General features: G+C 40.6%; 25 protein-coding genes. 19 read left to right on the top strand and 6 right to left on the bottom strand.

Features of this window, described 5'->3' with window-relative positions:
* The first annotated feature begins 104 nt into the window (after nucleotides 1-104).
* The 4 genes from AC1Z3S_RS05060 to AC1Z3S_RS05075 all read left to right on the top strand — a co-directional run bounded on the left by AC1Z3S_RS05060 (nucleotide 105) and on the right by AC1Z3S_RS05075 (nucleotide 3,089).
* The gene (locus AC1Z3S_RS05060; protein WP_461736704.1) at nucleotides 105-593 is read left to right on the top strand and encodes a MaoC/PaaZ C-terminal domain-containing protein; all 489 of its coding nucleotides are present in this window, start codon (nucleotides 105-107) and stop codon (nucleotides 591-593) included.
* Between the two features lie 91 nt (nucleotides 594-684).
* Nucleotides 685-1,374: a Bax inhibitor-1/YccA family protein gene (locus AC1Z3S_RS05065; protein ID WP_461739965.1), complete on the top strand. Its 690-nt coding sequence runs from the start codon at nucleotides 685-687 to the stop codon at nucleotides 1,372-1,374.
* A 156-nt stretch (nucleotides 1,375-1,530) separates the two neighbouring features.
* A complete protein-coding gene (locus AC1Z3S_RS05070) occupies nucleotides 1,531-2,133 on the top strand; it encodes an NUDIX hydrolase N-terminal domain-containing protein (protein ID WP_461739454.1) in 603 nt (200 codons plus the stop codon).
* A gap of 11 nt (nucleotides 2,134-2,144) precedes the next feature.
* Nucleotides 2,145-3,089, top strand: a complete 945-nt coding sequence (locus AC1Z3S_RS05075) for an alpha/beta hydrolase (protein WP_461739966.1) — start codon at nucleotides 2,145-2,147, stop codon at nucleotides 3,087-3,089.
* A gap of 60 nt (nucleotides 3,090-3,149) precedes the next feature.
* Here the strand turns inward: AC1Z3S_RS05075 and gap are convergent, their stop codons facing one another.
* A complete protein-coding gene (gene gap, locus AC1Z3S_RS05080; protein ID WP_461739455.1) occupies nucleotides 3,150-4,160 on the bottom strand; it encodes a type I glyceraldehyde-3-phosphate dehydrogenase in 1,011 nt (336 codons plus the stop codon).
* A 284-nt stretch (nucleotides 4,161-4,444) separates the two neighbouring features.
* Between gap and obgE the strand changes: the two genes are divergently transcribed.
* The 10 genes from obgE (at nucleotide 4,445) to AC1Z3S_RS05130 (ending at nucleotide 14,209) form a co-directional block, all read left to right on the top strand.
* Nucleotides 4,445-5,758 carry a GTPase ObgE gene (gene obgE / locus AC1Z3S_RS05085; protein ID WP_461739456.1) on the top strand — a complete coding sequence of 438 codons (1,314 nt, stop codon included), beginning with the start codon at nucleotides 4,445-4,447 and terminating at the stop codon, nucleotides 5,756-5,758.
* A 151-nt stretch (nucleotides 5,759-5,909) separates the two neighbouring features.
* A complete protein-coding gene (locus tag AC1Z3S_RS05090) occupies nucleotides 5,910-6,641 on the top strand; it encodes a polyphosphate polymerase domain-containing protein (RefSeq protein ID WP_461739457.1) in 732 nt (243 codons plus the stop codon).
* Complete coding sequence (locus AC1Z3S_RS05095; RefSeq protein ID WP_461739458.1) at nucleotides 6,631-7,317, top strand: DUF4956 domain-containing protein; 687 nt, start codon at nucleotides 6,631-6,633, stop codon at nucleotides 7,315-7,317. The genes AC1Z3S_RS05090 and AC1Z3S_RS05095 overlap by 11 nt, the downstream gene beginning before the upstream one ends.
* 23 nt (nucleotides 7,318-7,340) lie before the next feature.
* On the top strand, nucleotides 7,341-9,146 hold the full coding sequence (locus AC1Z3S_RS05100; protein WP_461739459.1) for a carbohydrate-binding domain-containing protein: 1,806 nt from the start codon (nucleotides 7,341-7,343) through the stop codon (nucleotides 9,144-9,146).
* Between the two features lie 82 nt (nucleotides 9,147-9,228).
* Nucleotides 9,229-9,807 carry a DUF1269 domain-containing protein gene (locus AC1Z3S_RS05105; protein ID WP_461739460.1) on the top strand — a complete coding sequence of 193 codons (579 nt, stop codon included), beginning with the start codon at nucleotides 9,229-9,231 and terminating at the stop codon, nucleotides 9,805-9,807.
* Nucleotides 9,808-9,874: 67 nt separating this feature from the next.
* Nucleotides 9,875-10,558, top strand: coding sequence for a response regulator transcription factor (locus AC1Z3S_RS05110; RefSeq protein WP_265457684.1), 684 nt, complete (start codon nucleotides 9,875-9,877; stop codon nucleotides 10,556-10,558).
* Between the two features lie 8 nt (nucleotides 10,559-10,566).
* On the top strand, nucleotides 10,567-11,955 hold the full coding sequence (locus AC1Z3S_RS05115; protein WP_461739461.1) for a sensor histidine kinase: 1,389 nt from the start codon (nucleotides 10,567-10,569) through the stop codon (nucleotides 11,953-11,955).
* A 68-nt stretch (nucleotides 11,956-12,023) separates the two neighbouring features.
* A complete protein-coding gene (gene rnz, locus AC1Z3S_RS05120; protein WP_461739462.1) occupies nucleotides 12,024-12,947 on the top strand; it encodes a ribonuclease Z in 924 nt (307 codons plus the stop codon).
* A 12-nt stretch (nucleotides 12,948-12,959) separates the two neighbouring features.
* Nucleotides 12,960-13,748 (top strand): SDR family NAD(P)-dependent oxidoreductase, encoded by a 789-nt coding sequence (locus AC1Z3S_RS05125; protein WP_461739463.1) that lies wholly within the window; start codon nucleotides 12,960-12,962, stop codon nucleotides 13,746-13,748.
* A 14-nt stretch (nucleotides 13,749-13,762) separates the two neighbouring features.
* Nucleotides 13,763-14,209, top strand: coding sequence for a LapA family protein (locus AC1Z3S_RS05130; RefSeq protein ID WP_461739464.1), 447 nt, complete (start codon nucleotides 13,763-13,765; stop codon nucleotides 14,207-14,209).
* A 122-nt stretch (nucleotides 14,210-14,331) separates the two neighbouring features.
* On the opposite strand, the gene AC1Z3S_RS05135 is transcribed toward AC1Z3S_RS05130, so the two are convergent.
* Both AC1Z3S_RS05135 and AC1Z3S_RS05140 read right to left on the bottom strand, forming a co-directional pair.
* On the bottom strand, nucleotides 14,332-15,192 hold the full coding sequence (locus AC1Z3S_RS05135; RefSeq protein WP_461739465.1) for a sce7725 family protein: 861 nt from the start codon (nucleotides 15,190-15,192) through the stop codon (nucleotides 14,332-14,334).
* Nucleotides 15,192-15,863 carry a hypothetical protein gene (locus AC1Z3S_RS05140; RefSeq protein WP_461739466.1) on the bottom strand — a complete coding sequence of 224 codons (672 nt, stop codon included), beginning with the start codon at nucleotides 15,861-15,863 and terminating at the stop codon, nucleotides 15,192-15,194. Before AC1Z3S_RS05140 ends, AC1Z3S_RS05135 begins: the two co-directional genes overlap by 1 nt.
* A 149-nt stretch (nucleotides 15,864-16,012) precedes the next feature.
* Here AC1Z3S_RS05140 and recJ point away from each other — a divergent pair, with 149 nt between their 5' ends.
* The 3 genes from recJ (at nucleotide 16,013) to AC1Z3S_RS05155 (ending at nucleotide 21,350) form a co-directional block, all read left to right on the top strand.
* On the top strand, nucleotides 16,013-18,307 hold the full coding sequence (recJ, locus tag AC1Z3S_RS05145) for a single-stranded-DNA-specific exonuclease RecJ (protein ID WP_461739467.1): 2,295 nt from the start codon (nucleotides 16,013-16,015) through the stop codon (nucleotides 18,305-18,307).
* An 89-nt stretch (nucleotides 18,308-18,396) separates the two neighbouring features.
* The gene (locus tag AC1Z3S_RS05150; RefSeq protein WP_461736682.1) at nucleotides 18,397-18,909 is read left to right on the top strand and encodes an adenine phosphoribosyltransferase; all 513 of its coding nucleotides are present in this window, start codon (nucleotides 18,397-18,399) and stop codon (nucleotides 18,907-18,909) included.
* Between the two features lie 302 nt (nucleotides 18,910-19,211).
* Nucleotides 19,212-21,350, top strand: a complete 2,139-nt coding sequence (locus tag AC1Z3S_RS05155; RefSeq protein WP_461739468.1) for an LTA synthase family protein — start codon at nucleotides 19,212-19,214, stop codon at nucleotides 21,348-21,350.
* Between the two features lie 149 nt (nucleotides 21,351-21,499).
* Here the strand turns inward: AC1Z3S_RS05155 and AC1Z3S_RS05160 are convergent, their stop codons facing one another.
* The 3 genes from AC1Z3S_RS05160 to lexA form a co-directional block, all read right to left on the bottom strand.
* Nucleotides 21,500-22,693, bottom strand: coding sequence for a peptidoglycan-binding protein (locus AC1Z3S_RS05160; protein ID WP_461739469.1), 1,194 nt, complete (start codon nucleotides 22,691-22,693; stop codon nucleotides 21,500-21,502).
* A 241-nt stretch (nucleotides 22,694-22,934) separates the two neighbouring features.
* Nucleotides 22,935-23,138, bottom strand: a complete 204-nt coding sequence (locus AC1Z3S_RS05165) for a hypothetical protein (RefSeq protein WP_461739470.1) — start codon at nucleotides 23,136-23,138, stop codon at nucleotides 22,935-22,937.
* A 115-nt stretch (nucleotides 23,139-23,253) separates the two neighbouring features.
* A complete protein-coding gene (gene lexA / locus AC1Z3S_RS05170) occupies nucleotides 23,254-23,877 on the bottom strand; it encodes a transcriptional repressor LexA (RefSeq protein WP_265457656.1) in 624 nt (207 codons plus the stop codon).
* Between the two features lie 158 nt (nucleotides 23,878-24,035).
* Between lexA and AC1Z3S_RS05175 the strand changes: the two genes are divergently transcribed.
* On the top strand, nucleotides 24,036-24,275 hold the full coding sequence (locus tag AC1Z3S_RS05175; RefSeq protein WP_461739471.1) for a DUF896 family protein: 240 nt from the start codon (nucleotides 24,036-24,038) through the stop codon (nucleotides 24,273-24,275).
* 111 nt (nucleotides 24,276-24,386) lie between these two features.
* Nucleotides 24,387-26,372, top strand: a complete 1,986-nt coding sequence (tkt, locus tag AC1Z3S_RS05180) for a transketolase (protein ID WP_461739472.1) — start codon at nucleotides 24,387-24,389, stop codon at nucleotides 26,370-26,372.
* The last annotated feature ends 26 nt before the right edge of the window (nucleotides 26,373-26,398 follow it).

The following is a 26,398-nucleotide window of genomic DNA, read 5'->3' on the forward strand; positions in this document are numbered from 1 at the left end:
GCAGTTTTTCATTCCTCTAAAATTTAAATAAGTAAATTCAGAATGCTTGTTTTTTTAACGCAATTTGATAAACTTATACTAATGAATAATGGAGGGGTTGTACTTTGAATATAGGCAAGCCGCGAAAAATTGGCAAGACGATTGATGAAATTGAGGAAGGTGACTCGTTATCCTTAACGGAGTCAATTGAAGACAATCAGCTTTTACTTTATTTAGGATTAACGAATGATGCCAATCCTTTATATATTCAACATGACTATGCTGCTAAAACTGAATACGAAAAACCGATTGTGCCGTCGGTGATGCTGATGGGCATCATCACCAGTGCTGTCTCCAAACATTTGCCGGGACCGGGTTCCCATGTCGTTAATTTTTCCATCAATTTTATTGAACCGGTCTATCACTATGAGACGATTACTTTTTTATTGGAAGTCATCAAAGTCGATAAAATGAAAGACGTTATCACGATTTCGGTGGAAGCAGTTAACGAACAGGAAAATCGGATTTTAGATGCGGTTGTGATGGTTCAACCACCGCAACTGGCTACTGAAGGCTTACAAGAAGACGAAGTCATTTCAAAAGCTGCGGAGTAGTAGTATTCAATTTTTAAAATATCAGTAATGCAGTCAACCGGACCTTGCGTCCGAATTAAAAGGAGGAATCTTTATGAATGAAATGCCCGAAATGAATCCTCAGCATGTCCAAGATCAGACGGCTGGGATTAATAAGTTTTACTCAAAGGTTTATGGATTTTTAGGCTTAGGTATTTTACTAAGTGGAATTGTCGCTTATCTTAGTATGCAGGTCTTTCCAGCACAGGTTGCCAGTTTTATCCAAAACTTCCCCTTAGGAATTTTAGGCATTTGGATTGTCGAAATTGGTTTGGTGATTTTATTAAGTGCTAAGGCGGAAAAAAATCCGAGCATTGCGATTGGCGGCTTTATCGGATATTCCTTGATTAATGGAATTGTATTAGCCATCACAGTTTCTTATTATACAAATGCCAGTGTTGCTAGAGCGTTTATCACAGCGGCGGCGATGTTTATCGGCTTATCGATTTTCGGTGTGGTCACTAAAAAAGATTTATCCGGTATCGGTCGGGCAGCGTATAGTGCCTTAATTGGGATTATCATTGCGATTTTGTTAAATGCCTTTATCTTAAACAGCCAACCAGTTGATTATCTCATCAGCTTTTTGACAATCATTATCTTTTCTGGGATTACCGCCTATGATAACCAAATGATTCGGACTTTGTATGTGCAAAGTAACGGCACAGTCGGTAACGGCGTAGCAGTTTACATGGCGTTATCCCTTTACTTAGACTTTATCAACTTGTTCTTAGCCCTATTGAGAATTTTCGGCAAACAAAACTAATCTTAAATTAATTGAAAAGCAGATTCTTCGGAGTCTGCTTTTTTGTTTGCTTTATTTGTAGAGATGTTGCGACTTCGCTATAATACAATGGAGAGTCAATTGATTTTTTATAATAAAAAAAATCTGTCAAATCACGAAATGATTGAGGAGTTTGCTATGAGTAAGATGGAAGAATATCGGCAACTGTTGAACCTAGCCCAAGCGGGAATCTATTATCAAAAGGATATTTATGATTTGGAACGCTATCAGGAAATTCAACGGCTGGCTGTAAAATTAATCGCCGAAAGCAGTCAGGTGACAGAAGCTGAGCTTTATCAAAAAGTCAGCATTGAAGCAGGCTATCCGACACCAAAAGTAGATGTCAGGGCCGTCATTGAAAAAGACGATAAAATTTTATTTGTTGAGGATATTAATACGAAGAAATGGGCGCTGCCGGGAGGCTTTGCCGATGTAGGCTTAAGTCCCATTGAAAATATCAAAAAAGAGGTCAAAGAAGAAACCAATCTGGATGTCCGCTCAGCTGAACTGATTGGCGTGTTTGATACCAATCAACGGCAGGATATTTTTCAATACTTCCAGTATTACAAATTATTTTTTCATTGCCTAGTCGAAGAAAATCAAGCATTTGAAGTCAATAGTGAAACCTCAGCCATCGGTTATTTTTCTTTGGATAATCTGCCGCAGCTTTCCTTAGACCGCACGACTAAAGAGCAATTGATCAGACTTCGCCAGCGGGGTAAGCAGGTGGTTTGCGATTGAAAAAGGGGAGTATGGGTAGTCGCCGAAAAAAATTAATTTGGCGTGTAGGTATCGGCCTAGTTTTGTTGGTGATATTAGGCTTGCTTGGAATTGGTAATTATTTTTATGAATATGCTTTTGTACCTGGAGATAAGGATTTTATCAGCCAAGGCTCTGCCGCCAGTACTGAAAAGGAGCAAGCCGCAGAACAATGGTACCAAGACTCAGAAAATCGACAGGCTTGGTCGCTGACTTCTGAGGATAATTTAAATTTGCAGGCGCTTTTTTATCAAAATAATGCAAGCGAAAAAACGGTTATCATCGCCCATGGTTATATGGGCTCAAAGGAAGACATGGCAGATTATGCCCAGATGTTTTATCAACTGGGCTATAATGTGCTGGTGCCAGATGCCCGTGGTCATGGGGAGAGCCAAGGGGAATATGTTGGTTTTGGCTGGGATGAACGCAAAGATATGCAGCAGTGGATTGCTGAAGTGTTGACTCAATTAGGCAGCACTCAAGAAATTGTTCTTTTTGGCGTTAGCATGGGCGGGGCTACAGTGATGATGACAAGTGGAGAAGACTTGCCCGACAACGTGGTAGCGATTATCGAAGATTGCGGCTATGCATCGGTGACGGAGGAATTAAGTTATCAGCTGCAACAATTATTTAATTTGCCAGCCTTTCCAATTATTCCCGTCACAAATTTAGTGACGAAAGTCCGAGCCGGTTACTTTTTCAGTCAAGCCGATGCAACCAAACAATTGGCTAAAAATACACGGCCAATTTTATTTATCCATGGCACTGAAGATAGCTTTGTACCATTTTCAATGCTGGCAGAAGTGTATGACGCAACCTCGGCACCTAAGGAAAAATATGAGGTCGCAGGTGCTGAACATGCCGCCAGTTTTTCTGTTGATCCAGAAATGTATCACACACGGGTCACAGCTTTTTTAAACCAGTATGTCAGCCAATAAAAAAAGCATCTGTTGATTGCCTGCTTGGCAGGAAAATCAACAGATGCTTTAAAATTTAAATTAGATGTTTGCAAATTTTTCTAACAAACGAATCATTTGGCAAGTGAAACCATATTCATTGTCGTACCAAGCAACTGTTTTAACTAATTGGAAGTCGCCGGCAGAAGTTACTTCAGTTTGAGTTGGGTCAAAGATTGAACCTTGAGTTGTGCCAATCACATCACCAGAAACAATTTCACGGTCGTCATAACCAAATGATGGGTTATCAACAGTATGTTTTTTAATGGCTTCGTTGATTTGGTCAGCAGTTACTTTAGTTTTCAAAATTGAAACCAATTCTGTTAATGAACCATCAACAACGGGTACCCGTTGCGCATGTCCTTGTAATTTACCGTTCAATTCTGGAATTACTAAGCCGATAGCTTTAGCAGCACCAGTGCTGTGTGGAATAGTATTGTCAGCAGCTGAACGAGCAGCTCTTAAATTGCCGCCGCGAACTGGTCCGTCTAATAACATTTGTGTTGAAGTGTAAGCATGAACAGTTGTCATTGTTCCAACTTCAATTCCAAATTCATTATTTAAGAAGTAAGCCATTGGTGCAAGACAGTTCGTTGTACATGAACCAGCTGAAATAATTTTATCGTCAGCACTTAAAGTGTCATCATTTACGTTATAAACGATTGTTTTCATTGCACCAGCCGGAGCAGAGATAACGACACGTTTTACGCCAGCATCCAAGTGAGCTTGAGCTTTTTCGGCAGAAGTATAAAAACCAGTACATTCTAAAACGATGTCAACGCCATTTTCTTTTACCCAAGGAATTTTGCTTGCATCAGGTTCTGCATAAATCCGTGTTGCCACGCCGTCATCGACGATTGAATCTTCAGTTGCAGTTACATTACCTTTGTATGTGCCATGAGTTGAATCAAATTGCAAAAGATGAGCCAACATTGTTGGGCTAGTTAAGTCATTGATTGCCACTACTTCGATGTCATCAGAAACTTCTTTAATGCGGCGGTATGCTAAACGTCCAATCCGCCCAAAACCATTAATACCTACTTTTACTGTCATAAGAGAATTCCTCCTTAAAATTTGAAGCAAGGCTTCGAATTACAATCATAGTTTCCTACTCTTTGTTATTTTTGTCAAAGAAAAGCCCTTGTGCCATTCGTTTCTAAATATTTCATCATTTTTTTCATGGATTGACAGTTTAACGTGGACAAAAGCCGCTGACACCGCTAAAATAATAGGGACTTTTGTTTACTGTGGACTGCTTTACAAAGATTTTTTAAAATAAATTAAAGTGGAAATGAAAGAAAATAAATAAAATTAATTTTTAGACTTGGAGGAAGACAATGTCCATGTTTTTGGATCAAGTAACAATTGATGTCAAAGCCGGCAAAGGCGGAGACGGAATGGTTGCTTTTAGAAGAGAGAAATATGTGCCTGATGGCGGACCGGCCGGCGGTGACGGCGGTCGTGGCGGCGATGTCGTGTTTGTAGTGGATGAAGGTTTGCGAACTTTAATGGACTTTCGTTTTAATCGGCATTTTAAAGCACCAGCCGGCGAAAATGGCATGAGTAAAGGCATGCACGGCCGGGGCTCAGAAGATTTATTAGTTAAGGTGCCACCGGGTACAACGGTGAGAGATGCAGAAACGGGTAGCTTGATTGGCGATTTAATTGAAGACGGTCAAAGCTTAGTTGTTGCCAAAGGCGGTCGCGGCGGTCGCGGTAATATTCGCTTTGCTTCACCGCGAAACCCAGCACCAGAAATTGCTGAAAATGGTGAACCTGGTCAAGAACGTCGTATTGAAATGGAATTAAAAGTTTTAGCAGATGTCGGTCTAGTTGGCTTTCCTTCTGTCGGAAAATCGACGCTGCTTTCAGTAATTTCGGCAGCTCGACCAAAAATCGGCGCCTATCACTTTACGACTTTAGTGCCGAATTTAGGGATGGTGACCACCAACGATGGCCGCAGCTTTGTGGCTGCTGACTTACCCGGTTTAATTGAAGGAGCTTCCCAAGGTGTCGGTTTGGGCACGCAATTTTTGCGCCACATCGAACGGACGCGAGTTATCTTACATGTGATTGACATGAGCGGCATGGAAGGCCGTGACCCATATGAAGATTATTTAGCCATCAATAAGGAATTGGCAGAACATAATCTGCGTTTACTGGAACGTCCGCAAATTATTGTAGCTAATAAAATGGATATGCCAGATGCTGAGGAAAATCTGAAAGTCTTTAAAGAAAAATTAGCCGCCGAGCAAGAGGATGAATTTGCAGAACCGATTCCGGTATTTCCAATTTCCGGCGTGACCCGTAAAGGTATCGAACCGCTATTAAGTGCAACTGCCGATTTATTAGAAACAACCTCAGAATTCCCTCTATATGATGAAGAGCTGGAGGAAGAAGTTGTTAATTACGGCTACCAATCTGACGAACCGGAGTTCACGATTAATCGGGCTCCCGATGCTTCTTGGATTTTAGCCGGCGAAAAATTAGAAAAATTATTTGAGATGACGAATTTCGGCCATGATGAAACCATCATGCGCTTTGCTCGACAATTGCGGGGCATGGGTGTTGATGATGCGCTGCGGGCTAGAGGAGCAAAAGACGGTGACATCGTGCATATTGGTAAATATGAATTTGAATTTGTCGAATAATTTTTGCTAACAAATTTTTAAAGTCTGTGACGAAATTATGAAAATAGTTTGAAAAGACCGCTAAACCTTGAGTTTAGCGGTCTTTTTTAAGTTAGCTTTATGGTAATCCGCTTAAGCTAAGTCCAGAATTTAAAATTTGAGGTGATTGGATATGGTAAAACTTAAACGGGTATTTGAACGAAAGGAAAAAAAATATTTGCTGAGTCTAGCAGATTTTGAGTTATTAAGTGAGTTTCTCGATCCTTATATGGAGGAAGATCAATTTGGTCTCCACACGATAATCTCTGTTTATTATGATACCGATGATTATCGGATGATTAATCGTTCGATTGAAAAACCAAAGTACAAAGAAAAATTTCGTCTGCGAAGTTATGGCGTGCCCCAAAAATCCAGCGAGGCCTTTTTAGAAATTAAGAAAAAGGTTCGGGGAGTTGTCTATAAACGGCGGGTGGCTCTTTCCTATGAGGCAGCTAAAAATTATCATCTTGTAAAAAATTCTCAAGAAGTTGTTGCCCATAAAGACCAACAGATTAGAAATGAGATTGATTGGTTGATTGCCCGTCAAAAAATCACGCCTAAAGTGATGATTGCCTATGATCGTCGAGCGTATCAATTACGGGATGAACAAGAGAATGATTTTCGTGTGACCTTTGATTTTAATATTCGTTATCGGACAAATGATTTAGATATTTCCCATGGAAGTCAAGGAAAATTAGTCGCGCCGGATGTTGAAGTGCTGATGGAAGTTAAAGCACTAGGAGCTTATCCTGTCTGGTTTACCGAAATTTTATCTGAACTGGGGATTTATGCGGGCACGTTTTCAAAATATGCCCAAACCTATCTACGTCATCTGTCAAAGGAGGAAATGCAACATGTTATCTAGTCTCTTAACGGATGCCAGCGGCAATGCGATTACTGCGACACTGCCAGTTGTTTTAATTTGTACGGCCGTTGCCTTAGTCGCAGGTTTAATTGTCGCTTGCGTGCATATGTATCGAAATGTTTATTCGAAAAATTTTGTGATTACTTTAGCCGTGATGCCTGCCTTAGTACAATTGGTCATCATGCTAGTCAATGGTAATTTAGGCACAGGTCTTGCAGTTCTTGGCGCCTTCAGTCTCATTCGGTTCCGCTCAGTAGCCGGCGGTTCCAGAGAAATCACCTCAATTTTTTGGGCAATGGGTATCGGTTTGGCAACAGGGACCGGTTATGTCGGTTATGTTATCATCTTCTCAGTGATTATCAGTGCCTTTTTAATTGTATTGAATACCGTCAAGTTTGGCGAAAATAATAAAGTTGCTGAAAGAGAGCTGCGGATTACGATTCCGGAAGACTTAGATTATCCCGGCTTGTTCGACGATTTATTTGAAAAATATACTTACGAATTTTCAAATACCTCCGTTCGGACAACGACAATGGGTTCCCTATATGAACTGAGATATTTACTTAAACTAAAAGATGTTTATTTAGAAAAAGATTTAATTGATGAAATTCGCGTCCGCAACGGAAACTTGCCGATTGTTTCCGGCAAAGTTGCGACAAATAAAGATGAACTATAATTTATAAAGCAGGTGAACAACTAATGAAGAAAAAATATATTCTCGGATTAACCCTTTCCACGGTTTTAATAATGCTAGCAGCTTGTTCGACAGCCAGTGGTGAAACCAGCACTAGCAGCTCGACGACGACTAGCAGCACAAGTAGCGCAGAAGCCACAACTGTTGCAACCGACAGTGCTGCTCAAAATACTGACGGCACCTACGGCTCTTATACTGATGATGACTACGATGAATCATATGATGAGAGCACCGCTACCACCATTACTTTAAATGGCGATTCAGCAGAAATTGACGGCGAAGGGGCGACAGAAAGTGATGGTGTAATTACTATTACAACCGGTGGTACCTATATTTTAAGCGGCGAGTACGATGGTGAAATTATTGTCAGCGCCGATGCTGACGCCGACGAAGTTCAATTAGTTTTAAATGGCGTGAACATCACTAACGACGATTCTTCAGCTATTTATGTGGAACAGGCTGAAAAAGTTAAAATTACTTTGGCGAAAGGTACCACGAATACTGTTTCAGATGGTAGTGACTATGTTTATGATTCGGCTGATGAAGATGAGCCAGATGCCGCAATTTTTAGTAAGGATGATTTAACCATCAACGGCTCAGGTACATTAATTGTCAATGGTAATTATAATAATGGGATTCGCGGTAAAGATGATGTGGTCATCACCAACGGGAACATCCAAGTAACAGCCGTTAATAACGCAATTAAAGCCAAAGATTCTTTATCGATTGCTGGCGGGACCTTTGATTTAACGACGACCAGCGGTGATGGGATCCAAGTCAACGGGACAGATACGGATACTGGCTGGATTGCTATTGACGGTGGCGATTTTACAATCAACTCAGGCAATGATGGGATTCAAGCAGAAACAAATCTTTCTATTTCTGAGGCGACGATTGAAATTACAGCCGGTGGTGGTGCAGACGCAACTGTTTCTGATACAACTCAAAGTTATAAAGGCTTAAAAGTCGGCGCCAATTTAATTATTGACGCCGGTACGTTTACAATTGATTCAGCCGATGATAGCATCCACAGCAACAATAATGTCACAATCAACGGCGGCAGCTTGGACCTCAGCTCCGGTGATGATGGTATTCACGCTGACAATGCTTTACTGATTACAGATGGGCAAACAACCGTCAATACTTCTTATGAAGGCTTAGAGGGTACGACAGTGACGATTACCGGTGGAACCAATGAAGTGAGAGCTTCTGATGACGGCATTAACGCAGCCGGTGGCAGTGACGATACCACATCATCTGGCGGCTTCGGTTCAGATTCCTTTATGGGCGGCGGTGGCGGTGGTGACACCACCGATGAAGATGCCTTGATTGATATTCAAGGCGGCACAACGACAGTGATTGTCTCAGAAGGTGATGGCATCGATAGCAACGGCAATGTGACCATGAGCGGTGGTACTTTAATCGTTGATGGACCCAATAGCAATGACAACGGGGTCCTTGATTATAACGGTACCTTTGAACTTAGCGGAGGTACTTTATTAGCTGGGGGAACTTCCGGAATGTCACAAACTGTCAGCAGTGACTCTAGTCAATATAGTTTGGCAGTAGTTCCAGACAGTACAATTGCTGCTGGTTCAACGGTGATAGTCAGCACAGACAGCGGTGAAGTGATTAGCTACACGTTTGAAAACCAAGTCAATTATTTAGTGACCAGTTCTGCTGATATGAGTAGCGGCACTAATGTAACACTTTCTGCTGATGGCTCGACTGTGGGCACTTACAGTTTGACTTCTGTCACGACGACTTCTGGAACAAGTTCAGGAAATGGAATGTCAGGCGGTCGCCGCTAAAGCTTAGCGAAGGGAAAGAATATTCTTTCCCTTTTTGCTTTTTTCTTGGTACACTAGGTTTAAATTAAAAGGAGGCAATTAAATGAGTAAACGCGTAATTATTATGAACTTTGATATTGAAAGCAAAGCTTATCAAGCATTTTCTGAGGCGAAAAAAATTGTTGCACAAAACAACATGAAGGCTGAGCAAATGGCGGTGATCCGCCACACCAATGATGGCGCCCATAAATTTGAAATTGAAGACTTTTTAGATTTCACCGGCAATAATAAAGCATCCACCGGCGGCTTTATTGGAATGCTCGTTGGGATTTTAGGCGGACCACTAGGAATTTTATTAGGCTGGTTTGCTGGTGGCATGATTGGAGCTTCCCAAGATGTTAAAGAAATTCGCAATGCTCAAAGCGTTTTTGAATTTTTAACTGACAAGATTGGCGAAGGCGATACCGGACTGATTTTAATTACCAATGAAGAAGACAATCGTCCCTTGAATGATTTAGCGATGTTTCGCTTAGGGGGAGAAATTACCCGTTTAGATTATGATGATGTGGAAGCTGATTTGAAGGATGCTCAGGAATTAGAAAAGCAACCGGATGAAGCAGCAAAAAATAAATGGGCGGAAAAACATCCCCAAAAAACCAGTGACCACCAAGAAGAAAAATAAGTGACTCCGCTAGGGCTGGCGCCAAAGCCGTCCTAGTTTTTTTGTCAACGGAGAAAAGAGGGTTCCCATGAAATTATTAATTGTCGAAGATGATGTGATTCTTTCTGACAGTATTAAAGATGTGCTGCAGGAATTAGGTGAAATCGTGCAGGTCTACGATGGCTCTGAGGCTGTCTATGAAGGCGAGCGGGAAATTTATGACTTGATTGTCCTAGATTTAATGATTCCCGAAATGTCCGGTGAAGAGGTTCTCGCCAGCCTAAGAAACAAGCAAATTTATACGCCGGTTTTGATTTTAACCGCCAAAGATGCCTTTGAAGATAAAATCAACGGCTTTGAAATTGGAGCAGATGATTATTTAACCAAGCCTTTTCATCGGGAAGAGCTTTTCTTGCGGGCGCAAGCGCTCTTGAGACGGTCTTTAGGGATGCATGAAGGCAACGAGATTGAAGAGATGGGGCTAACCATCAGTTTAAAAAATCGTCGCGTGACCTATGGCGGCACAGAAATTGCATTGCAGGGGAAGGAGTTTGACCTCTTGACCTATTTGCTGCAAAACAAGGGCCGGATTGTCACGAAAGATCAGCTCTTTGATCGAATTTGGGGCTTTCAATCAGACACGACATTAACTGTCGTGGAAGTTTATATGAGTAATTTGCGTAAACATTTAAAACCCTTTGGCTTAGACAGTTGGATCAAAACATTGCGTAATGTTGGCTATATTTTACAGCCGATTGCCATTGAGTCCTAGGTGTTGCGATGGGAGAAGACTCATTAAAAAAACAGCAGACCCGTTATTTTGTGCTGACCTTTATTTCCTTTGCAGCAATTTTTATCCTCTTAGGCATTTTAGTGTTTCACTTTGTTCAAAGCTCGATGTATTCGCAAGTTGACACCAATCTGACAAAATTTTACAACAACGAAGCAATTTTGGCGGATACGATATCTCGTACCCAAAATATTAACAATTCGATGAAAAATGGCGATGCGGCGTTCCCTAAAGGCAGTTCACAAAACGGCGAAGGGACTGAAAAAGTTGAAAACTTTCAAGAGCAGGTGATTCTCTGGTCCGCCGATGGTGAAATCTTGAATAGTGATTCCCTTGGCATTCGAATGTATGATTTTGTCAATTTGAGCTTAGACACTTCAAAGTTGAATGAAATCACCAACTTAAGCATTTCTGATGCCGATGATCAAACATTAGGCTTTCGTTCAATTGTTGTTGAAAATGACACGGAGGCAGAACATTACAGCGACCAAGCCACCTCAGAAACTACAACTTCAGAGTCTGCTGAAGCGGCAAGTCAAGTGGCCTATGTCCAGATTTTAACTAATACCGATCAAATTACCCAATCAGTAGATAGTTTCCGCAAAATTTTAATTATCTGTATGCTAGTTTTTGCGGCCTTTTCGATTTTACTCAGCTATTATTTATCCGGGCGCTTCATCCAACCGATTATCGCTTCTTGGCGCAAACAGCAGCAGTTTGTTGAAAATGCTTCCCACGAACTACGGACACCACTGACGATTATTCAGGCCAAATTAGAAGGACTTTTTACCAAGCCGGAGCGAACGATTTTAGAGGAGTCAGAAGACATCGCTCTGTCGTTAAATGAAGTGCAGCGCCTCAGCCGTTTGACTAATGATTTGCTGATGCTGGCTCGTTCCGATAGCGATGCCGTTTTAGCTGTGAAGCAGCCTACGAAGGTCAATGACTTCTTAAATAAAACGTTGGAACCCTACGGCGAAATTTTGGCTGCTGAAGACAAAGAATTTTCTTTAAGCTTAGGCGAAAATCGTCAAATTTCGATTGATCCGGAAAAAATCCAACAGCTTTTATTGATCTTGATTGATAATGCGATGAAATATACGATTGCCGGTGAAAGTGTCACGGTTGTCTCAACGTTTCGCGGCAACGATTGGCTGCTAGAAGTCAAAGATACTGGTTCTGGCATTTCAGATGAAGCCAAAGCCCATATTTTCGATCGTTTTTATCGGGCAGACGCCTCCAGAAATCGTGACACCGGCGGCTATGGTATCGGCTTATCGATTGCGATGTGGATTGTGAAACTCCACGGTGGCAAGATTTCAGTTTTGGATAATCAACCTCGAGGCACTGTCTTTCAACTGCAATTGCCTTTAAAATAAGGAAATGATTTACATTGTAAAAGTTATCTTTTAAAATGAAGTGATTTGAGGAGAAAGTCAGGTAGATTATGGAATTAGAATTTTTAGGAACAGGGGCCGGTGTACCAGCCAAACATCGTAATGTAACAGCGGCCGCTTTAAAATTATTGAACGAACGAAATGAAATTTGGTTGTTTGACTGTGGGGAAGGCACTCAGATGCAAATTTTGCACACGACCATTCGACCGGGAAAGATCAATAAAATTTTTATCACACATCTTCACGGTGATCATATTTTCGGACTGCCGGGCCTTTTGAGCAGCCGCTCTTTTCAAGGTGGAGAAGAAACCCTTGAGCTCTATGGTCCTCGTGGGTTGCAGGATTTTGTGGAAACCGCACTAAAAATTTCCCAGACCCGCTTAAGCTATCCGCTGAAATTTATCGAAGTTCATGAAGGTTTGATTTTTGAAGACAAAACTTTTTCAGTTTATTGCAGCCAGTTGGACCATGGGATTACCAGCTACGGTTACCGAATTGTCGAGCAGGACTATCCAGGGGAGCTGCAGGTTGAAAAATTACAGGCGTTAAACATCCCTTCTGGACCGCTTTATGGTAAATTAAAAAAAGGTGAAGTGGTTGAGCTTGCCGACGGTCGTCAGATTGACGGCAAAGAATTTTTAGGGGCAACCAAAAAGGGTCGTGTGGTGACGATTTTAGGGGACACCCGTAAAACAGATGCTGCCATTCGACTGGCAGCAGGCAGCGATCTTTTGGTTCACGAAAGCACCTTCAATAAAGATCAAAAGAAAATGGCAAAGAATTATTACCATTCCACCACCCACCAAGCCGCTGAAGTGGCAAAAGCGGCCAATGTTGGTCAGTTATTATTGACCCACATTAGCGCCAGATATTTGGCAAAAGAAAGCCAAGAATTAGAAAAAGAAGCACAAGAAATTTTTGTAAATACGAAATTAGTCAAAGACTTTGATATCATTGACATAAAATTTTCTTAGGGGGATTTGAAAATGAATTTGCAGGATAAAGTCGTCGTTGTAACCGGTGGCTCAGCCGGATTAGGCGAGCAGCTGTGCTATGAAGCAGCACGGCAAGGGGCCATTGTGGTCACCTGTGCCAGAAGAATTAATTTGATTGGCAAAGTCAAAGAAAACTGTATGGAAATCAGCGGCAAACCAGCCTACGCTTTACAGTTGGATGTAGCCAATCCAGAAAGTATCGACAATTTTTTTGTAAGATTAAAAGAAGAAGTCGGTCAAGTGGATGTTTTAATTAACAATGCTGGTTTTGGTATTTTCGAAAATTTTGTGGCCTTTGATTTTGAAGACGTCCGCAAGATGTTTGAAGTGAACATTCTTGGCATGATGTACCTGACGCAAAAATTTGCAATTGAGATGGTCGAAAGAGAAGATGGCCAAATTATTAATATTGCATCAATGGCGGGTAAAATGGCCACTGCAAAATCAGCAGTCTACTCGGCGACCAAATTTGCTGTTTTAGGTTTTTCTAATGCCCTGCGCTTAGAATTAAAATCGGCTAACGTGCGGGTGATGACGGTTAATCCCGGACCGATTGCGACTGAATTTTTCGATAAGGCGGATCCAAGTGGCGATTATTTAAAATCTGTCGACATGTTTGTTCTGCAGCCGCAAAAATTGGCTCGCAAAATTATTCGCGGCGTCCAAAGGGAACGACGAGAAGTCAATGCACCACAAGTGATGGAAGTTGCTGCCCGTTTTTACACACTATTTCCTCATGTGGGGGATTTTTTAGCAGGCGGTTTATTCAATAAAAAATAGTTGGGGGAGTTTTTATGAAAAATCAATGGCGGATTATTGTTGGTTTTATTTTAATTTTGATTATTGTGTTGTTTGCCATAACGAATAACAATCAAGTGAATGTCAGTTTTCTAGTGACATCCATGCAGGCTCCGTTAATTCTAATCATTTTAGGTTCGGCGATTATTGGCGGCTTAATCGGTATTTTAACGAGTACAGCGACGGTTTGGAATCAGAAAAAGACCATTAAAAATCAGGAAAAAGAGTTGGCTATCTTTAATGACGATTTAGATAAAAAGGTCCAATCAGCCAATGAAAAACTGATTCGTGATTATGAAAACAAAATTTCTGAATTGCGGGCCACCTATGAAGCGCAGATTGTCGATAAGAATCGCAAAATTGATGAATTGTTACATCAAGAACAGGCGGTTGAAGAAATATCAGCAACTAAAACAGAGAATCATGTGGATTATTTTGACTAGCAAGTCCTCGACTTTCGAAGATGACTACTAATTTTTAATTATCTATATCAGTAGATAATAACAAATAAAACTCCCACTAAAAGTTATTTTTGTAATAACTTTTAGTGGGAGTTTTATTTTGCTTAGACATCCTTCCCCAAAAATCGCCCCATAATCTCCAGCTGATGCATCACGCTAGCTTTTCGCAAAACGCCCATTCCCGGAAAATGGCCTCTCTTAAAGGCTTCAAAAAGAATTTCTCCCCCTAAGGTCATCTTGTCTTCCCATAACTGTTCCTGCCAACCTTTAATTTCTGCCATCACCTGCAGAAAATTTTCCTTTTGAGTGGGTAGTTCCTCGGAGACAAAATGGTGAATGCGGACATTTCCATCCTTCATATAAATCAAATGCAGCGCTAAACGTTTTGAAGGATAACCGTGTTCATAATAGATTCGGCTGTCAATTGAAAAATCAGAAAAACCGCTAAAGCCCCGCAGCGCTAATTTTTTATTACTCTCAAAAATTAATTCGTCAGGGACTTCTGTGTAATAACTATTAGAACCAAGGCGGGTAAAGCCATCTTGGGATAAAATTTTTGGGCCTTTAATTTTAGCCAATAAACGAAATTCTTCGGGCACGAGGACTAAGGATTGATTTTGCTGCCAATCCGATTCTAAAACAATTTGTGGACTTTGAGTGATAATTAAAGGATACGAATTTTCTAATGACTCTAAAGGCTGGTCTAAAATGAAAGCTTTCTCAACTGCCAGCTGTTCCAAACTAGTTAAGCCTTCCTCTGTGGCAAATTCGCCGACCTGTGGATTCACAATCAGATAAAAGGGTTGACGGGCCGCTTGAAATTTCGCAATTAATTTTAAGAGGGCTTTGTTTTGTTTAACCGGCTCAATAATCGGGATGATGCCTTCAGGGAAACGGCCGGCATCTAAGAGAGCCTGCAGCGCCAGCAAATCAAATTGCTTGCTTCTAAAATAGGGATAATACATCAGCGCCCTCCTTCAAATTTTTCCAAAAGTTCAAAATAGGCAGCACGGGTCGCCTCCAATTCTTCTTTTAGACTTTCAACGGCTTGACTCTCGTTGTCATTGGCAAAACGATCGTAATAATTTAAATTGCCGCCGAACAAGTCATATTCTGGTTGGCGCTTTTTTAATTCTTTATATAATAAATCCGTTGAAAATGCTCGCAGGCCGCGAGTCGTTTGCTTGGCCTTGCCGACTTCTCTCGCTTGAGAAGAGATTAGGCGAAAGAGGAGCGCTTGTTCGTTGACCAAAAGCTCTTGGCGTTTCGGTTTCTTGGCAACGGTAAAATAGCCCGGCAGATTTTGCTCGTCTTTAATAGCGTATTGGTGGTAAACCAAAACGCCAATTTCTAGTGGGATTTCCACCTCAACTTTTTCGTATAGGGCTTTTGGCAAAACAAAATAATTGTAATGGCCGATAAAAGATAATTTTGCTTTTGAACGAAAGTCAGCTTTCGAGACCTTCAGCTCATAACAACGCCATTCAAATTGATTGTCCAAAAGTAACCGACAGCTCAAAGTATCGACAATTCCTTGATCTTCTGGCATCGTCACTTCCTCGACAACAATATCGCCATTTTCCCGACAATAGCGGTACAAGACTTCTTCCATTTCGATTGTTAAAGGTGTTTTCATAGGCTTCCTCACAAAAATTTTATTGCGTGACTCTTATTAACTATAAAACATACGTTCCCTTTTTTAAAGGGGACTTTATAAATTTTTATTTTTTTGGCTATTCTTTTTAGGGAAGCCTCTGCTATAATACCTAGGTTAGGAGTGACGACGTGAAAGCAGCGAAATTTCAATGGCAACTACCTGAAAGAGAAACTTTACCAACAGAATATGAAGAATGGTTGAGTGCTCATCAACTCTCGCCGTTTCTAGGAAAAATTCTTTGGCAAAGAGGTTATCAAACAGTAGCGGATTTAGAAAGTTATTTTGATAACGACTTAAATAATTTACCTGATCCTTATCTTTTTTTTGAGATGGAAAAAGGTGTGGAACGGATTAAAGCCGCCGTTTTATCCGGCGAAAAAATTATGATTTACGGCGATTATGACGCAGATGGCATTACCAGCACGACTGTCATGAAGGAAACTTTAGAGCTGTTGGGAGCCGACGTCAATTATTTTCTGCCAAATCGTTTTAAAGAAGGCTATGGTCCCAATCTAGCCAAGTATCAAGAATTTGTGGCGGAGGGCTACCAATTATTAATTACAGTTGATAATGGCGTTTCTGGCATGGAGGCTATCATCTATGCTCAAGAAAATGGTTTAGATGTGGTTGTGACCGATCATCATGAACTACCGGCTGACTTACCGCCGGCCTATGCAATTATCCATCCTCGACATCCTGAGGGCAAGTATCCCTTTGAAGATTTAGCAGGTGTTGGCGTTGCCTTTAAAGTGGCCACCGCTTTATTAGAAGAGGTGCCTGCTGAATTTTTAGATTTAGTGGCGATTGGAACCATCGCGGATTTAGTTTCATTAACCGGTGAAAATCGGCTCTTGGTCAAAGCAGGCTTAAAAGCTATTCAACAAACCGAACGGATTGGGCTGAGTGCCTTAATTCGTAAAAGTGGCATTGAAATCAGCAATTTTTCCGAAGGTGATATTGGTTTTGGCATCGGACCGCGGTTGAATGCGATTGGTCGCTTAGGCGATGCTTCCCCCGGAGTTGAATTGATGTCAACCTTTGACGAAGAAGAAGCTGAGCAGCTAGCAGATTTTTTAGAGGAAAAAAATAATCAGCGAAAAACAATCGTTGAAGAAATGACAGCAGAAGCTTTGGCTGCAGTTGACCCGGCAAATGAAATTCAATTGATTGCGCAATCCGGTTGGCAAGAAGGGGTTTTAGGGATTGTCGCCGGGAAAATTTTACAAACCACCGGCAAACCGGCAATTTTATTGACATTAAAAGAAGACGGTACGGCAAAAGGTTCAGGCCGCAGTGTCGCTCAATTAAATATGTTTGCCATGCTAGATAGCATGCGGGAATTGTTCACTCATTTTGGTGGTCATCATGCGGCGGTGGGGCTGACCTTGCCTGCAGAAAATCTTGGCGAATTACAAAAGCGAATGAATGACTATATTCGCTCCAATAATATTGATTTAACGCAGGGAGGTCCGCTGCAAATTGATGAAATTCTACAGCCGGAAGCCGCGACGATTGCCTTAATTAATGAATTAAACACTTTGGCTCCCTTTGGAACGGATAATCCAATTCCGACATTTTTGTTCAAAGATGTTTTGCCGCAAAATGTTAAAGTGATTGGTGCTAATCAGCAGCATTTAAAGTTTGCGGTTGGTGAGGCTGCTGATTTAGATGTTTTGGCCTTTAGTTTTGGTGCGGAAGCTAATGAATTTAGCGGACCAATTGATGTGGCCGGCCAGCTGAATATCAATGAGTGGAACGGCCGTAAAAAACCTCAGGTGATGCTGCAGGATTATCAAAATGAGGCACTGCAATTCTTTGACTGGCGCAATAAATACCGGTGGCAGGAAGTGCTGGCTACTGAGAGCACTCTGATTTTGGCCTTTCAAGAGGCCAGTCTGAAAATTTTACCTGAGGCGATGAAAAATGGCGCTATCGTCTACAATAATTTAGCAGATATTCAAGAGTTGATTGCTAAAAATCATTATCAACAGCTAGCTTTAGTAGATGTGCCAAAGGATTTGACCTTTATTAAAGAGATTTTAGCTGCCGGCAGTTTTTCTAGAATTTATTTTTATGGCTATTCTCCAGACGAAGCCTATTTGAATGGCATGGGCAGTCGAGAACAATTTGCACGCCTGTTTAAGTTAGTTCAACAGCAGGAAAAAATCGATGTCCGCTTTAAGCTAGATCAACTGGTCAATTATTTAAAAATTCCTAAATCCCTCTTAGTTTTTATGATTCAAGTGCTTTCTGAGCTGAAATTTGTTAAAATAGAAAACGGTGTTTTATCAAAAGTAGCGGTAACCGAAAATCAGCCATTAACAGCTAGTCAATTGTATCAAGACCGTCTGCAGCGCATTAAAAATGAAGAATTTTTACTACTGACGGACAGTGAGGGTCTGAGAAAATGGCTGCTGGCTTAAAAATGTTGAACGTGTTAACAAAATTTTGATAAAAAGAGTTTAGATTGCTCCTAAACAGTGAGCAGACAATGAAAGGAACCAGAAACAAAATGAACTTAAAAGATTATATTGCAAGTATTCCCGATTATCCCTCTGAAGGTATTGTCTTTAGAGATATTTCACCATTGATGGCAGATGGGGCGGCCTACCGTGAAGCCACCAACCAGATTGTCAATTATGCGCAGGAAAAACAAATTGATATGGTGGTTGGGCCAGAAGCACGGGGCTTTATTGTTGGCTGTCCGGTGGCTTATGAACTCGGCGTTGGTTTTGCACCTGTCAGAAAAAAAGGGAAATTACCCCGTAAAACGATTGAAGTGTCTTACGAAAAGGAATATGGTTCAGATATTTTGACTCTTCATGAGGATGCGATTAAACCAGGGCAACGGGTGTTGATCTGTGATGATTTATTAGCAACTGGTGGTACGATTAAAGCCACCACTGATTTAGTTGAACAATTAGGCGGCGAAGTAGTCGGCTGTGCCTTTTTGATTGAACTGATGGACTTAAAGGGCCGTGATTTGATTCAACAATATGATATTTTAACTTTGATGGAATACTAATTTTAAAAGACTGTAGGATCATAGGAAGCAGAGAAATTTTATTTTGCTCTTCAAAAGGCACATTATTGGTGATATCTTACTGATGATAGGCAACTCAAGCTGAGCAAAAGCAGAAGATTTCTAAGCAAAGATTCTCCAGTCTTTTTATTTGTTCTCGTCATACTTTCTTATAAGAAAATTCATATTTAGCCAATTTTTTTAAGGTATCGTTAAATAGATAAATTATGATGAAAATAAATGGATTTTTTCATGAAAGAGTTTTATGATGAAGTGAATACGGAAAAGAAAGTATGGAGGCTGTTATGAAGAAGAAACTAGCAACAATTTTTCCATTGTCTCGTGGAAAGTACATTATCTTATTGGCTGGATTGCTGTGGCTTAAATCAATTTTTGCATATCTCGTGGACTTTAAACTCAGTTATGATGAAGTGTATCAATATTTAATCCTGTTAGTAAATCCCCTTGGATCGATTGTTTTATTACTAGGATTAACCCTCTTTATTAAACGCAAGTCGGCCTTTGCAATTACCAGCATGGTAGTTTATACCTTGATGAATGCGTTGATTGTCTTTAATGTATTGTACTTTAGAGAGTATACGGACTTTATAACAATTAATACGGTTCTAGGCTTTGGTAAAGTTGCCAGCGGGCTAGGGGAGAGTGCTTTACAGCTATTTCGCCCTTATGACCTGATTTATTTAGCCGATTATGTTATTTTGATTATCTTGTTTATCCGCAAAAAAATAGACTTCAGTGAAGTACGTTTGCCAAAACGCAAAGCAGTTGCTACTTTGGCTTTGTCGGCCATCCTGTTGAGTGTCAATTTATTTACGGCAGAAATTTTCCGTCCAGGCTTACTGACTAGAACTTTTTCAAGAGAATATATTGTGAAGTTTTTAGGACTGAATGCTTTTGTTGTTTACGACGGAGTAGAGACTTATAATACCAACCAAGTGCGGGCCGAAGCTAGCGCAACTGACTTGGATTCAGTTGAAGAATATGTCAGTGAACATTATGCCGCACCTGACACAGAAATGTTTGGCACCGCCGAAGGTAAAAATGTGATTGTGATTCACTTAGAAAGCTTCCAACAATTTCTGATTGATTACAGCTTGGTGGATGAAGATGGCGTCGCACATGAGGTGACACCTTTCTTAAATAGTTTATATCACAGTAATAGCACCTATAGCTTTAGTAATTTCTTTAATCAAGTTAGCGCCGGGCGGACAAGTGATGCGGAAACACTGATGGAAAATTCACTGTTTGGCTTAAGCGAAGGCTCGCTCTTTACTAAATTGGGGAGTGAAAATACTTTTCAAGCAGCTCCGGCAATTTTGGATCAGACGCAAGGTTATACCTCAGCCGTGTTCCATGGAAATTCTGGAAGCTTTTGGAATCGTAACGAAACCTATAAGCAATTTGGTTATGATTATTTCTTTGATTCTTCTTATTATGATGTGACGGATGAAAATTCCTTCCAATATGGCTTGATGGATAAACCATTTTTAAGTCAGTCAATTCAATATTTGGAGCATTTGCAACAACCGTTTTATACGAAGTTCATCACCGTTTCTAATCACTATCCATATAATAATTTAACTGGTGATGACGTTGGCTTCCCGTTAGCGACTACTTCTGATGATACAATCAACGGTTACTTTGCAACAGCTAATTATCTTGATTCAGCGATTGAAGAATTTTTCAATTATTTAAAAGAGTCAGGCTTGTATGACAATTCGATTATTGTTTTATATGGCGACCACTATGGTATCTCAAACTCCCGTAATACCGATCTTGCGCCGTTACTCGGTCAAGACAGTGCCACATGGGATGATTTTGACAACACACAAATGCAACGGGTACCTTATATGATTCATGTTCCTGGTGCAACGGATGGTTATGTAAATGACACATATGGTGGTGAAGTAGATGCCTTACCAACACTGCTGCATTTATTAGGTGTGGATACTTCCAGCTATCTACAATTAGGACAAGATTTGTTCTCTGCAGACAATCAACAATTAGTCGCCTTTAGAAATGGGAACTTTATTACACCGGATTATACTTATGTTAACGAAACAATTTACGATAATGCAACCGGCTTAGCCATTGAAGAGCCTTCTGAAGAGCTCCTTGCACAAATCGAAACGTGGAAAGAAGAAGTCAATCTACAATTGACGACTTCTGATGAGATTAATAATGGTGATTTACTACGCTTCTACACGGATAGCGGCCTAACTGAAGTTGATTCTTCTGATTATAATTATCTGAACCAAACTCAGCAATTAAGCGACATTGAAGCGGAGTTGGGGGATGCGTCAACCAGCTTGTACAGTCAAAACAATGACGTTTCCACCGTTGATTTATTCAAAATTGAATCTTACCAGGAAGAAGCGACTGGTACTAGCACGACTAATTCGACTGCTGAGACCAGTAATTAAATCAGTTTAAAATTTAAAACAGGAACTGAATTCACTAAAATAAAGTGAGTTCGGTTCCTGTTTTTTTATTTTTTTCGTGAAAAATAAAAAACCAAACCAATCGAAAAAAATTCCTCAATGGTTTGGTTTCTAGTTTGTGTGCTTAAAGATTAATTATTCATTGCTGCTTCAGCTGCTTCGATAATTGCTGATAAGTAACCAGCAGAATCAGAGAAGGTAGCACCAGTGACAACATCCGCTGGGCTGTCGTCTTCACTTAAACCTTCTAATTCAGTAACTGCTGCTTTTAGTTCATCAATTGTTTTGCCTTTAGCAAATTCATCAATTGCTTCAACATTTTCCATCCATGTTTGGGTTGCGCCGCCGCTTGAAGCCATCATTTCAGAGTAGGCTTCGTTGTTTGCAAATTTAGAAGCTAAAACTTGACCATCTGCAACACCTTCGCCAAAAGTAGCGTCAGAGTTTGGCACGCCGCCGTAAGAAGCAGGATCTGAATATTGGAATTCATCAACAAAGGTATTGGCAACAACATCGCCATCCATCGCAACAGTTACCACTGCAAATGAACGATCTCCGTGAGGTGCAGCCAGAACCATTGCTTCACTTAAATCAGTATTGCTAGTTTCAATTCCTGTTGAAACCATGCCTTTAGTTGCTGTGTCGACAATTGCTTGTAAGTAACCCGCTGTATCGGCAAAGGTTGCGCCCGTTACAACATCAGCTACTTCGCTGCCGCCAGTTAATTCATCAATTGATGTTTGAATTTCTGCTGCTGTTTTACCAGCTACGAAATCGGTGATTGCTTCCATGTTGTCTTTCCAAGTTAAAGTAGCACCAGACTCAGCCATCATTTCCGAATAGGCTTCGTTGTTTTCTTCTTTACCAGCTAAAATAGTTCCTTCTGGATAAGATTCACCAAAAGTTGCATCTGAGTTAGGCACGCCAGTCCAAGTACCAGAGCCATCGTCTTCAATATATTGGAACTCATCCATGCGGGCGGAGATAATCGTGTCGCCATCCATCGTTACGTTTGTAATGGCAAAGGCTCGATCTCCGTGGGGTGCAGTATACAATTGACGCATGTAAATTGTACCAGCTGCTGGAATTTCTTGTGTTTCACCAATTTCTGAACCATCAGAAATCCAAATAGTTCCAGCTTCGCTTTCGCTAGCACCAGAAGTGGCATCGCTAGAAGCTTCAGTTGCTTCCTCGCTTGATGCGGTTGTTGATTCTACGGTTGAAGAAGCACTAGTTGAATATTCCAACGTGTCTTCGTCTGCCTGACAAGCTGCTAATGTCAGCACAGAAAATAAAGTAATGCTAGTTAATAGCACTTTTTTCATAATGATACCCCCAAAAATAAAATAGAATAAAAAAAATATTATGCTAGTTAATTATATCACAAAATAACAAAAGACCAAGCTTAAAATGTGTTAGCTTTGATTAGTCTTTTCTAATTTTTTTCTAGCTAAATCATGAGAATTTCTTTTAGAAAGTATTTTTTGAAGGGGAGAGAAATAACAGGCTTTGAAAAGCAAAAAAGTCTGCAACTGCAGACTTTTTCAAAAATATTTTAGAGAATCCTTACTGATAATAATGGGGATAATACTCATCTTTTTTTGCTTGTTTACGTTTTTGTACACGATATTTTTTTTCATCCCACAAAATAAACCAGATAATAAACAACGGAGCTACTATTAAAATGGCATTTTCCATACCAAGATTACCGACGAACATCCCAACAACTAAAATCAACAAGACTAACCCAAAGCGACGAATTGCAATCATGTTATTCACCTCATTTTTAATATACGAACAAATGTTTGTATATGTATTATACGAACTTTTGTTCGATTTGTAAAGAAAAAAATAAAGCCATTTTTAAATGACTTTATTTTGCCTTCTAATAGATATGATCGCGATACAGGCTGACAACTTTTCCTAAGATGGAAACATCAGCTAAAATGATTGGAGCCAATTTATCATTTTCTGGTTGTAGTCGAATATGATCGGTTTCTTTAAAAAATCTTTTACAGGTCGCTTCGTCTTCATCGGTCATCGCAATGACAATGTCGCCGTTTTGTGCGGTGCTTTGCTTGCGGACAATTACGAAATCGCCGTCAAAAATGCCAGCATTAATCATCGACTCACCGCGAATCGTCAACATAAACAACGAACCTTCTTCATTTGATAAGTTCGGTGGAATCGGGAAGAAATCAGTCGCTTCTTCGACTGCTAAAATCGGCTCGCCGGCAGTTACAATCCCCAGCATTGGAATGGTCTCACTGCGAATGCCTAATTTTTCCAGACCTCGCTGAGTTAATTCAATCGCCCGTGGTTTAGTTGGATCCCGCTGCAATAAACCTTTTTTTTCTAGTCGTGATAAATGACCATGGACAGTTGATGTCGAGGAGAGGTTAACCGCCTCGCCAATTTCCCGGACCGTTGGCGGGTATCCTTTAGCTGTGACACGATCATGAATATATTGCAGGACTTCTAACTGGCGACTCTCTGTTCGCTTAGCCATTGTCGCACCTTCTTTCTATAATAACCAAAGTTTACCATAGCTTTTTAGCTAAATCAAACGTTTGTTCGCTATTTTGTCATTAGCAAAAGAATTGCTTGGCTTTCAGTTGTAAATCTTTAGAGTTTTTACTATGATAAACAAAGAGAGGAGCTGGTAATATGCTTTCAGAAGAAAAAATTAATCGAATTAACGAATTGGCTCGCAAGAAAAAGGCTGAAGGGCTGAATGAAGCTGAATCAAAAGAACAAAAATTTTTGCGGGAAGAGTACCTAAAAGCTTTTCGTTCTGGCATGAAACATCATATAGAAGGAATGAAAGTTGTCGATCCTGAGGGAACTGATGTCACTCCGGAAAAATTGAAACAGATTCAAAAAGAAAAGGGTCTCCATAATCGCTGATTAATTTCAGTAAAAAAAACTAAAAAAAGTTTGCTTGATAAAATAGAATCGGTTACAATAAAAACAGAATAAAAGTAAAATAAACCAAAACCAAAAAACGGAGGGATTCTTTTGTTTGATACAATCGACCAACTAGGTGTAAATGCAATTCGTACTTTGAGTATTGACGCAATCCAAAAAGCTAATTCAGGACATCCAGGGTTACCAATGGGAGCTGCCCCAATGGCTTATACATTGTGGACCAAACATTTAAAAATTAATCCAGCAACTTCAACGAACTGGGTAGATCGCGATCGTTTTGTCTTGTCTGCCGGTCATGGCTCTGCAATGTTGTACAGCTTATTGCACCTTGCTGGCTATAAAGTTTCGATTGATGATTTGAAAAATTTCCGTCAATGGAACAGCTTAACCCCAGGACATCCAGAAATTCATCATACAGATGGTGTTGAAGTTACAACGGGTCCTTTAGGGCAAGGAATTGCAATGTCTGTTGGGATGGCAATGGCGGAAGCTCATCTTGGAGCTACTTACAACCGGGAAAGCTTTAACGTGATGGATCATTACACATTTGCATTGTGTGGCGATGGCGACTTGATGGAGGGCGTGTCTCAAGAAGCAAGTTCTTTAGCAGGTCATTTAAAACTTGGTAAATTAGTTGTCTTGTATGATTCAAATGATATTTCTCTTGATGGTCCAACCAGCAAAGCCTTTACTGAAAGTGTTAAAGGTCGTTATGAAGCTTATGGTTGGCAATATATTCGTGTGCAAAATGGCAATGATTTAGATGCCATCAACAAAGCGATTGAAGAAGCAAAGGCTGAAACAGATAAGCCTACTTTAATCGAAGTTAAAACAATTATTGGTTTTGGTTCACCAAAAGAAGGCACCTCTGCTGTTCACGGTGCGCCTTTAGGTCAAGAAGGCATTGACATGGCTAAAACAGTTTACGGTTGGGATGCACCCGCATTCACAGTTCCTGATGAAGTAACTGCTCGTTACCAAGAAGCGATTGGCGACCGGGGAGCTAAAGCGGAAGCTGAATGGGATGAAATGTTTAAAAATTACAAACATGCTTACCCAGATTTGGCAGCGCAATTTGAAGCAGCCTTTGCCGGTCAATATCCTGAAAAATGGGAAGCTGCATTACCAAGCTACGAAGTTGGCACAAGTCAAGCCAGCCGCGTTTCCAGCAAAGAAATTATCCAAGCAATTTCAAAAGAAGTGCCAAGTTTCTGGGGTGGTTCTGCTGATTTATCTGCTTCTAACAACACGATGGTCGCAGCTGAAAAAGAATTTCAACCTGGCCAATACGAAGGCCGCAACATTTGGTTTGGTGTGCGGGAATTTGCGATGGCAGCAGCTATGAACGGAATTCAAGTCCACGGTGGTACCAAAGTTTACGGCGGAACATTCTTTGTTTTCGTTGATTACCTGCGTCCAGCGCTGAGATTGTCAGCTATTCAAAAAACACCAGTAGTTTATGTGTTAACCCATGATTCTGTGGCAGTTGGTGAAGATGGCCCGACCCATGAGCCTGTTGAACAATTGGCAAGTGTTCGTTCCATGCCAAACGTCCAAGTGATTCGGCCAGCCGATGGCAATGAAACAGTTGCCGCATGGAAAATTGCTATGAAGACAACTGACAAACCAACTGTCTTAGTTTTAAGTCGTCAAAACTTGCCAGTTATTGAAGGCACAAAAGAACACGCTGATGAAAATGTTCAAAAGGGCGGCTATGTAATTTCTGCTCAAAAAGGCGCAATACCGGAAGGCATTTTAATTGCGACTGGTTCTGAAGTAAACTTAGCTATCGAGGCCCAAGCTGAATTAGCTAAAGCTGGTAAAGATGTTTCAGTTGTCAGCTTGCCAAGCTTTGATTTATTTGAAGCTCAAGATGCCGCCTACAAAGAAAGCGTCTTACCAAAAGCTGTCACTAATCGTTTAGCAATTGAAGCTGCTTCTCCATTTGGTTGGGATCGTTATGCGAAGGCTTCTGTTACAATCAATCACTTCGGCGCATCTGCACCTGGTGATAAAGTCTTAGCCGAATTTGGTTTCACTGTTGAAAATGTTGTTGCTCGCTTCAACGAACTATAAAAAAACTTTTACCGTTTGCCAAAACT

It is taken from the genome of Enterococcus sp. LJL90, from assembly GCF_056924355.1.

Bases quoted from the DNA above. Each gene is read 5' to 3' on its own strand.
- AC1Z3S_RS05100 (WP_461739459.1), top strand. From the start codon at position 7,341: ATGAAGAAAAAATATATTCTCGGATTAACCCTTTCCACGGTTTTAATA.
- AC1Z3S_RS05070 (WP_461739454.1), top strand. From the start codon at position 1,531: ATGAGTAAGATGGAAGAATATCGGCAACTGTTGAACCTAGCCCAAGCG.
- obgE (WP_461739456.1), top strand. From the start codon at position 4,445: ATGTCCATGTTTTTGGATCAAGTAACAATTGATGTCAAAGCCGGCAAA.
- AC1Z3S_RS05150 (WP_461736682.1), top strand. From the start codon at position 18,397: ATGAACTTAAAAGATTATATTGCAAGTATTCCCGATTATCCCTCTGAA.
- AC1Z3S_RS05155 (WP_461739468.1), top strand. From the start codon at position 19,212: ATGAAGAAGAAACTAGCAACAATTTTTCCATTGTCTCGTGGAAAGTAC.
- gap (WP_461739455.1), bottom strand. From the start codon at position 4,160: ATGACAGTAAAAGTAGGTATTAATGGTTTTGGGCGGATTGGACGTTTA.
- AC1Z3S_RS05135 (WP_461739465.1), bottom strand. From the start codon at position 15,192: ATGTATTATCCCTATTTTAGAAGCAAGCAATTTGATTTGCTGGCGCTG.
- rnz (WP_461739462.1), top strand. From the start codon at position 12,024: ATGGAATTAGAATTTTTAGGAACAGGGGCCGGTGTACCAGCCAAACAT.
- AC1Z3S_RS05140 (WP_461739466.1), bottom strand. From the start codon at position 15,863: ATGAAAACACCTTTAACAATCGAAATGGAAGAAGTCTTGTACCGCTAT.
- AC1Z3S_RS05160 (WP_461739469.1), bottom strand. From the start codon at position 22,693: ATGAAAAAAGTGCTATTAACTAGCATTACTTTATTTTCTGTGCTGACA.
- AC1Z3S_RS05125 (WP_461739463.1), top strand. From the start codon at position 12,960: ATGAATTTGCAGGATAAAGTCGTCGTTGTAACCGGTGGCTCAGCCGGA.
- AC1Z3S_RS05105 (WP_461739460.1), top strand. From the start codon at position 9,229: ATGAGTAAACGCGTAATTATTATGAACTTTGATATTGAAAGCAAAGCT.
- AC1Z3S_RS05130 (WP_461739464.1), top strand. From the start codon at position 13,763: ATGAAAAATCAATGGCGGATTATTGTTGGTTTTATTTTAATTTTGATT.
- lexA (WP_265457656.1), bottom strand. From the start codon at position 23,877: ATGGCTAAGCGAACAGAGAGTCGCCAGTTAGAAGTCCTGCAATATATT.
- AC1Z3S_RS05075 (WP_461739966.1), top strand. From the start codon at position 2,145: ATGGGTAGTCGCCGAAAAAAATTAATTTGGCGTGTAGGTATCGGCCTA.
- AC1Z3S_RS05095 (WP_461739458.1), top strand. From the start codon at position 6,631: ATGTTATCTAGTCTCTTAACGGATGCCAGCGGCAATGCGATTACTGCG.
- AC1Z3S_RS05115 (WP_461739461.1), top strand. From the start codon at position 10,567: ATGGGAGAAGACTCATTAAAAAAACAGCAGACCCGTTATTTTGTGCTG.
- AC1Z3S_RS05065 (WP_461739965.1), top strand. From the start codon at position 685: ATGAATCCTCAGCATGTCCAAGATCAGACGGCTGGGATTAATAAGTTT.
- AC1Z3S_RS05090 (WP_461739457.1), top strand. From the start codon at position 5,910: ATGGTAAAACTTAAACGGGTATTTGAACGAAAGGAAAAAAAATATTTG.
- AC1Z3S_RS05110 (WP_265457684.1), top strand. From the start codon at position 9,875: ATGAAATTATTAATTGTCGAAGATGATGTGATTCTTTCTGACAGTATT.
- AC1Z3S_RS05175 (WP_461739471.1), top strand. From the start codon at position 24,036: ATGCTTTCAGAAGAAAAAATTAATCGAATTAACGAATTGGCTCGCAAG.
- AC1Z3S_RS05165 (WP_461739470.1), bottom strand. From the start codon at position 23,138: ATGATTGCAATTCGTCGCTTTGGGTTAGTCTTGTTGATTTTAGTTGTT.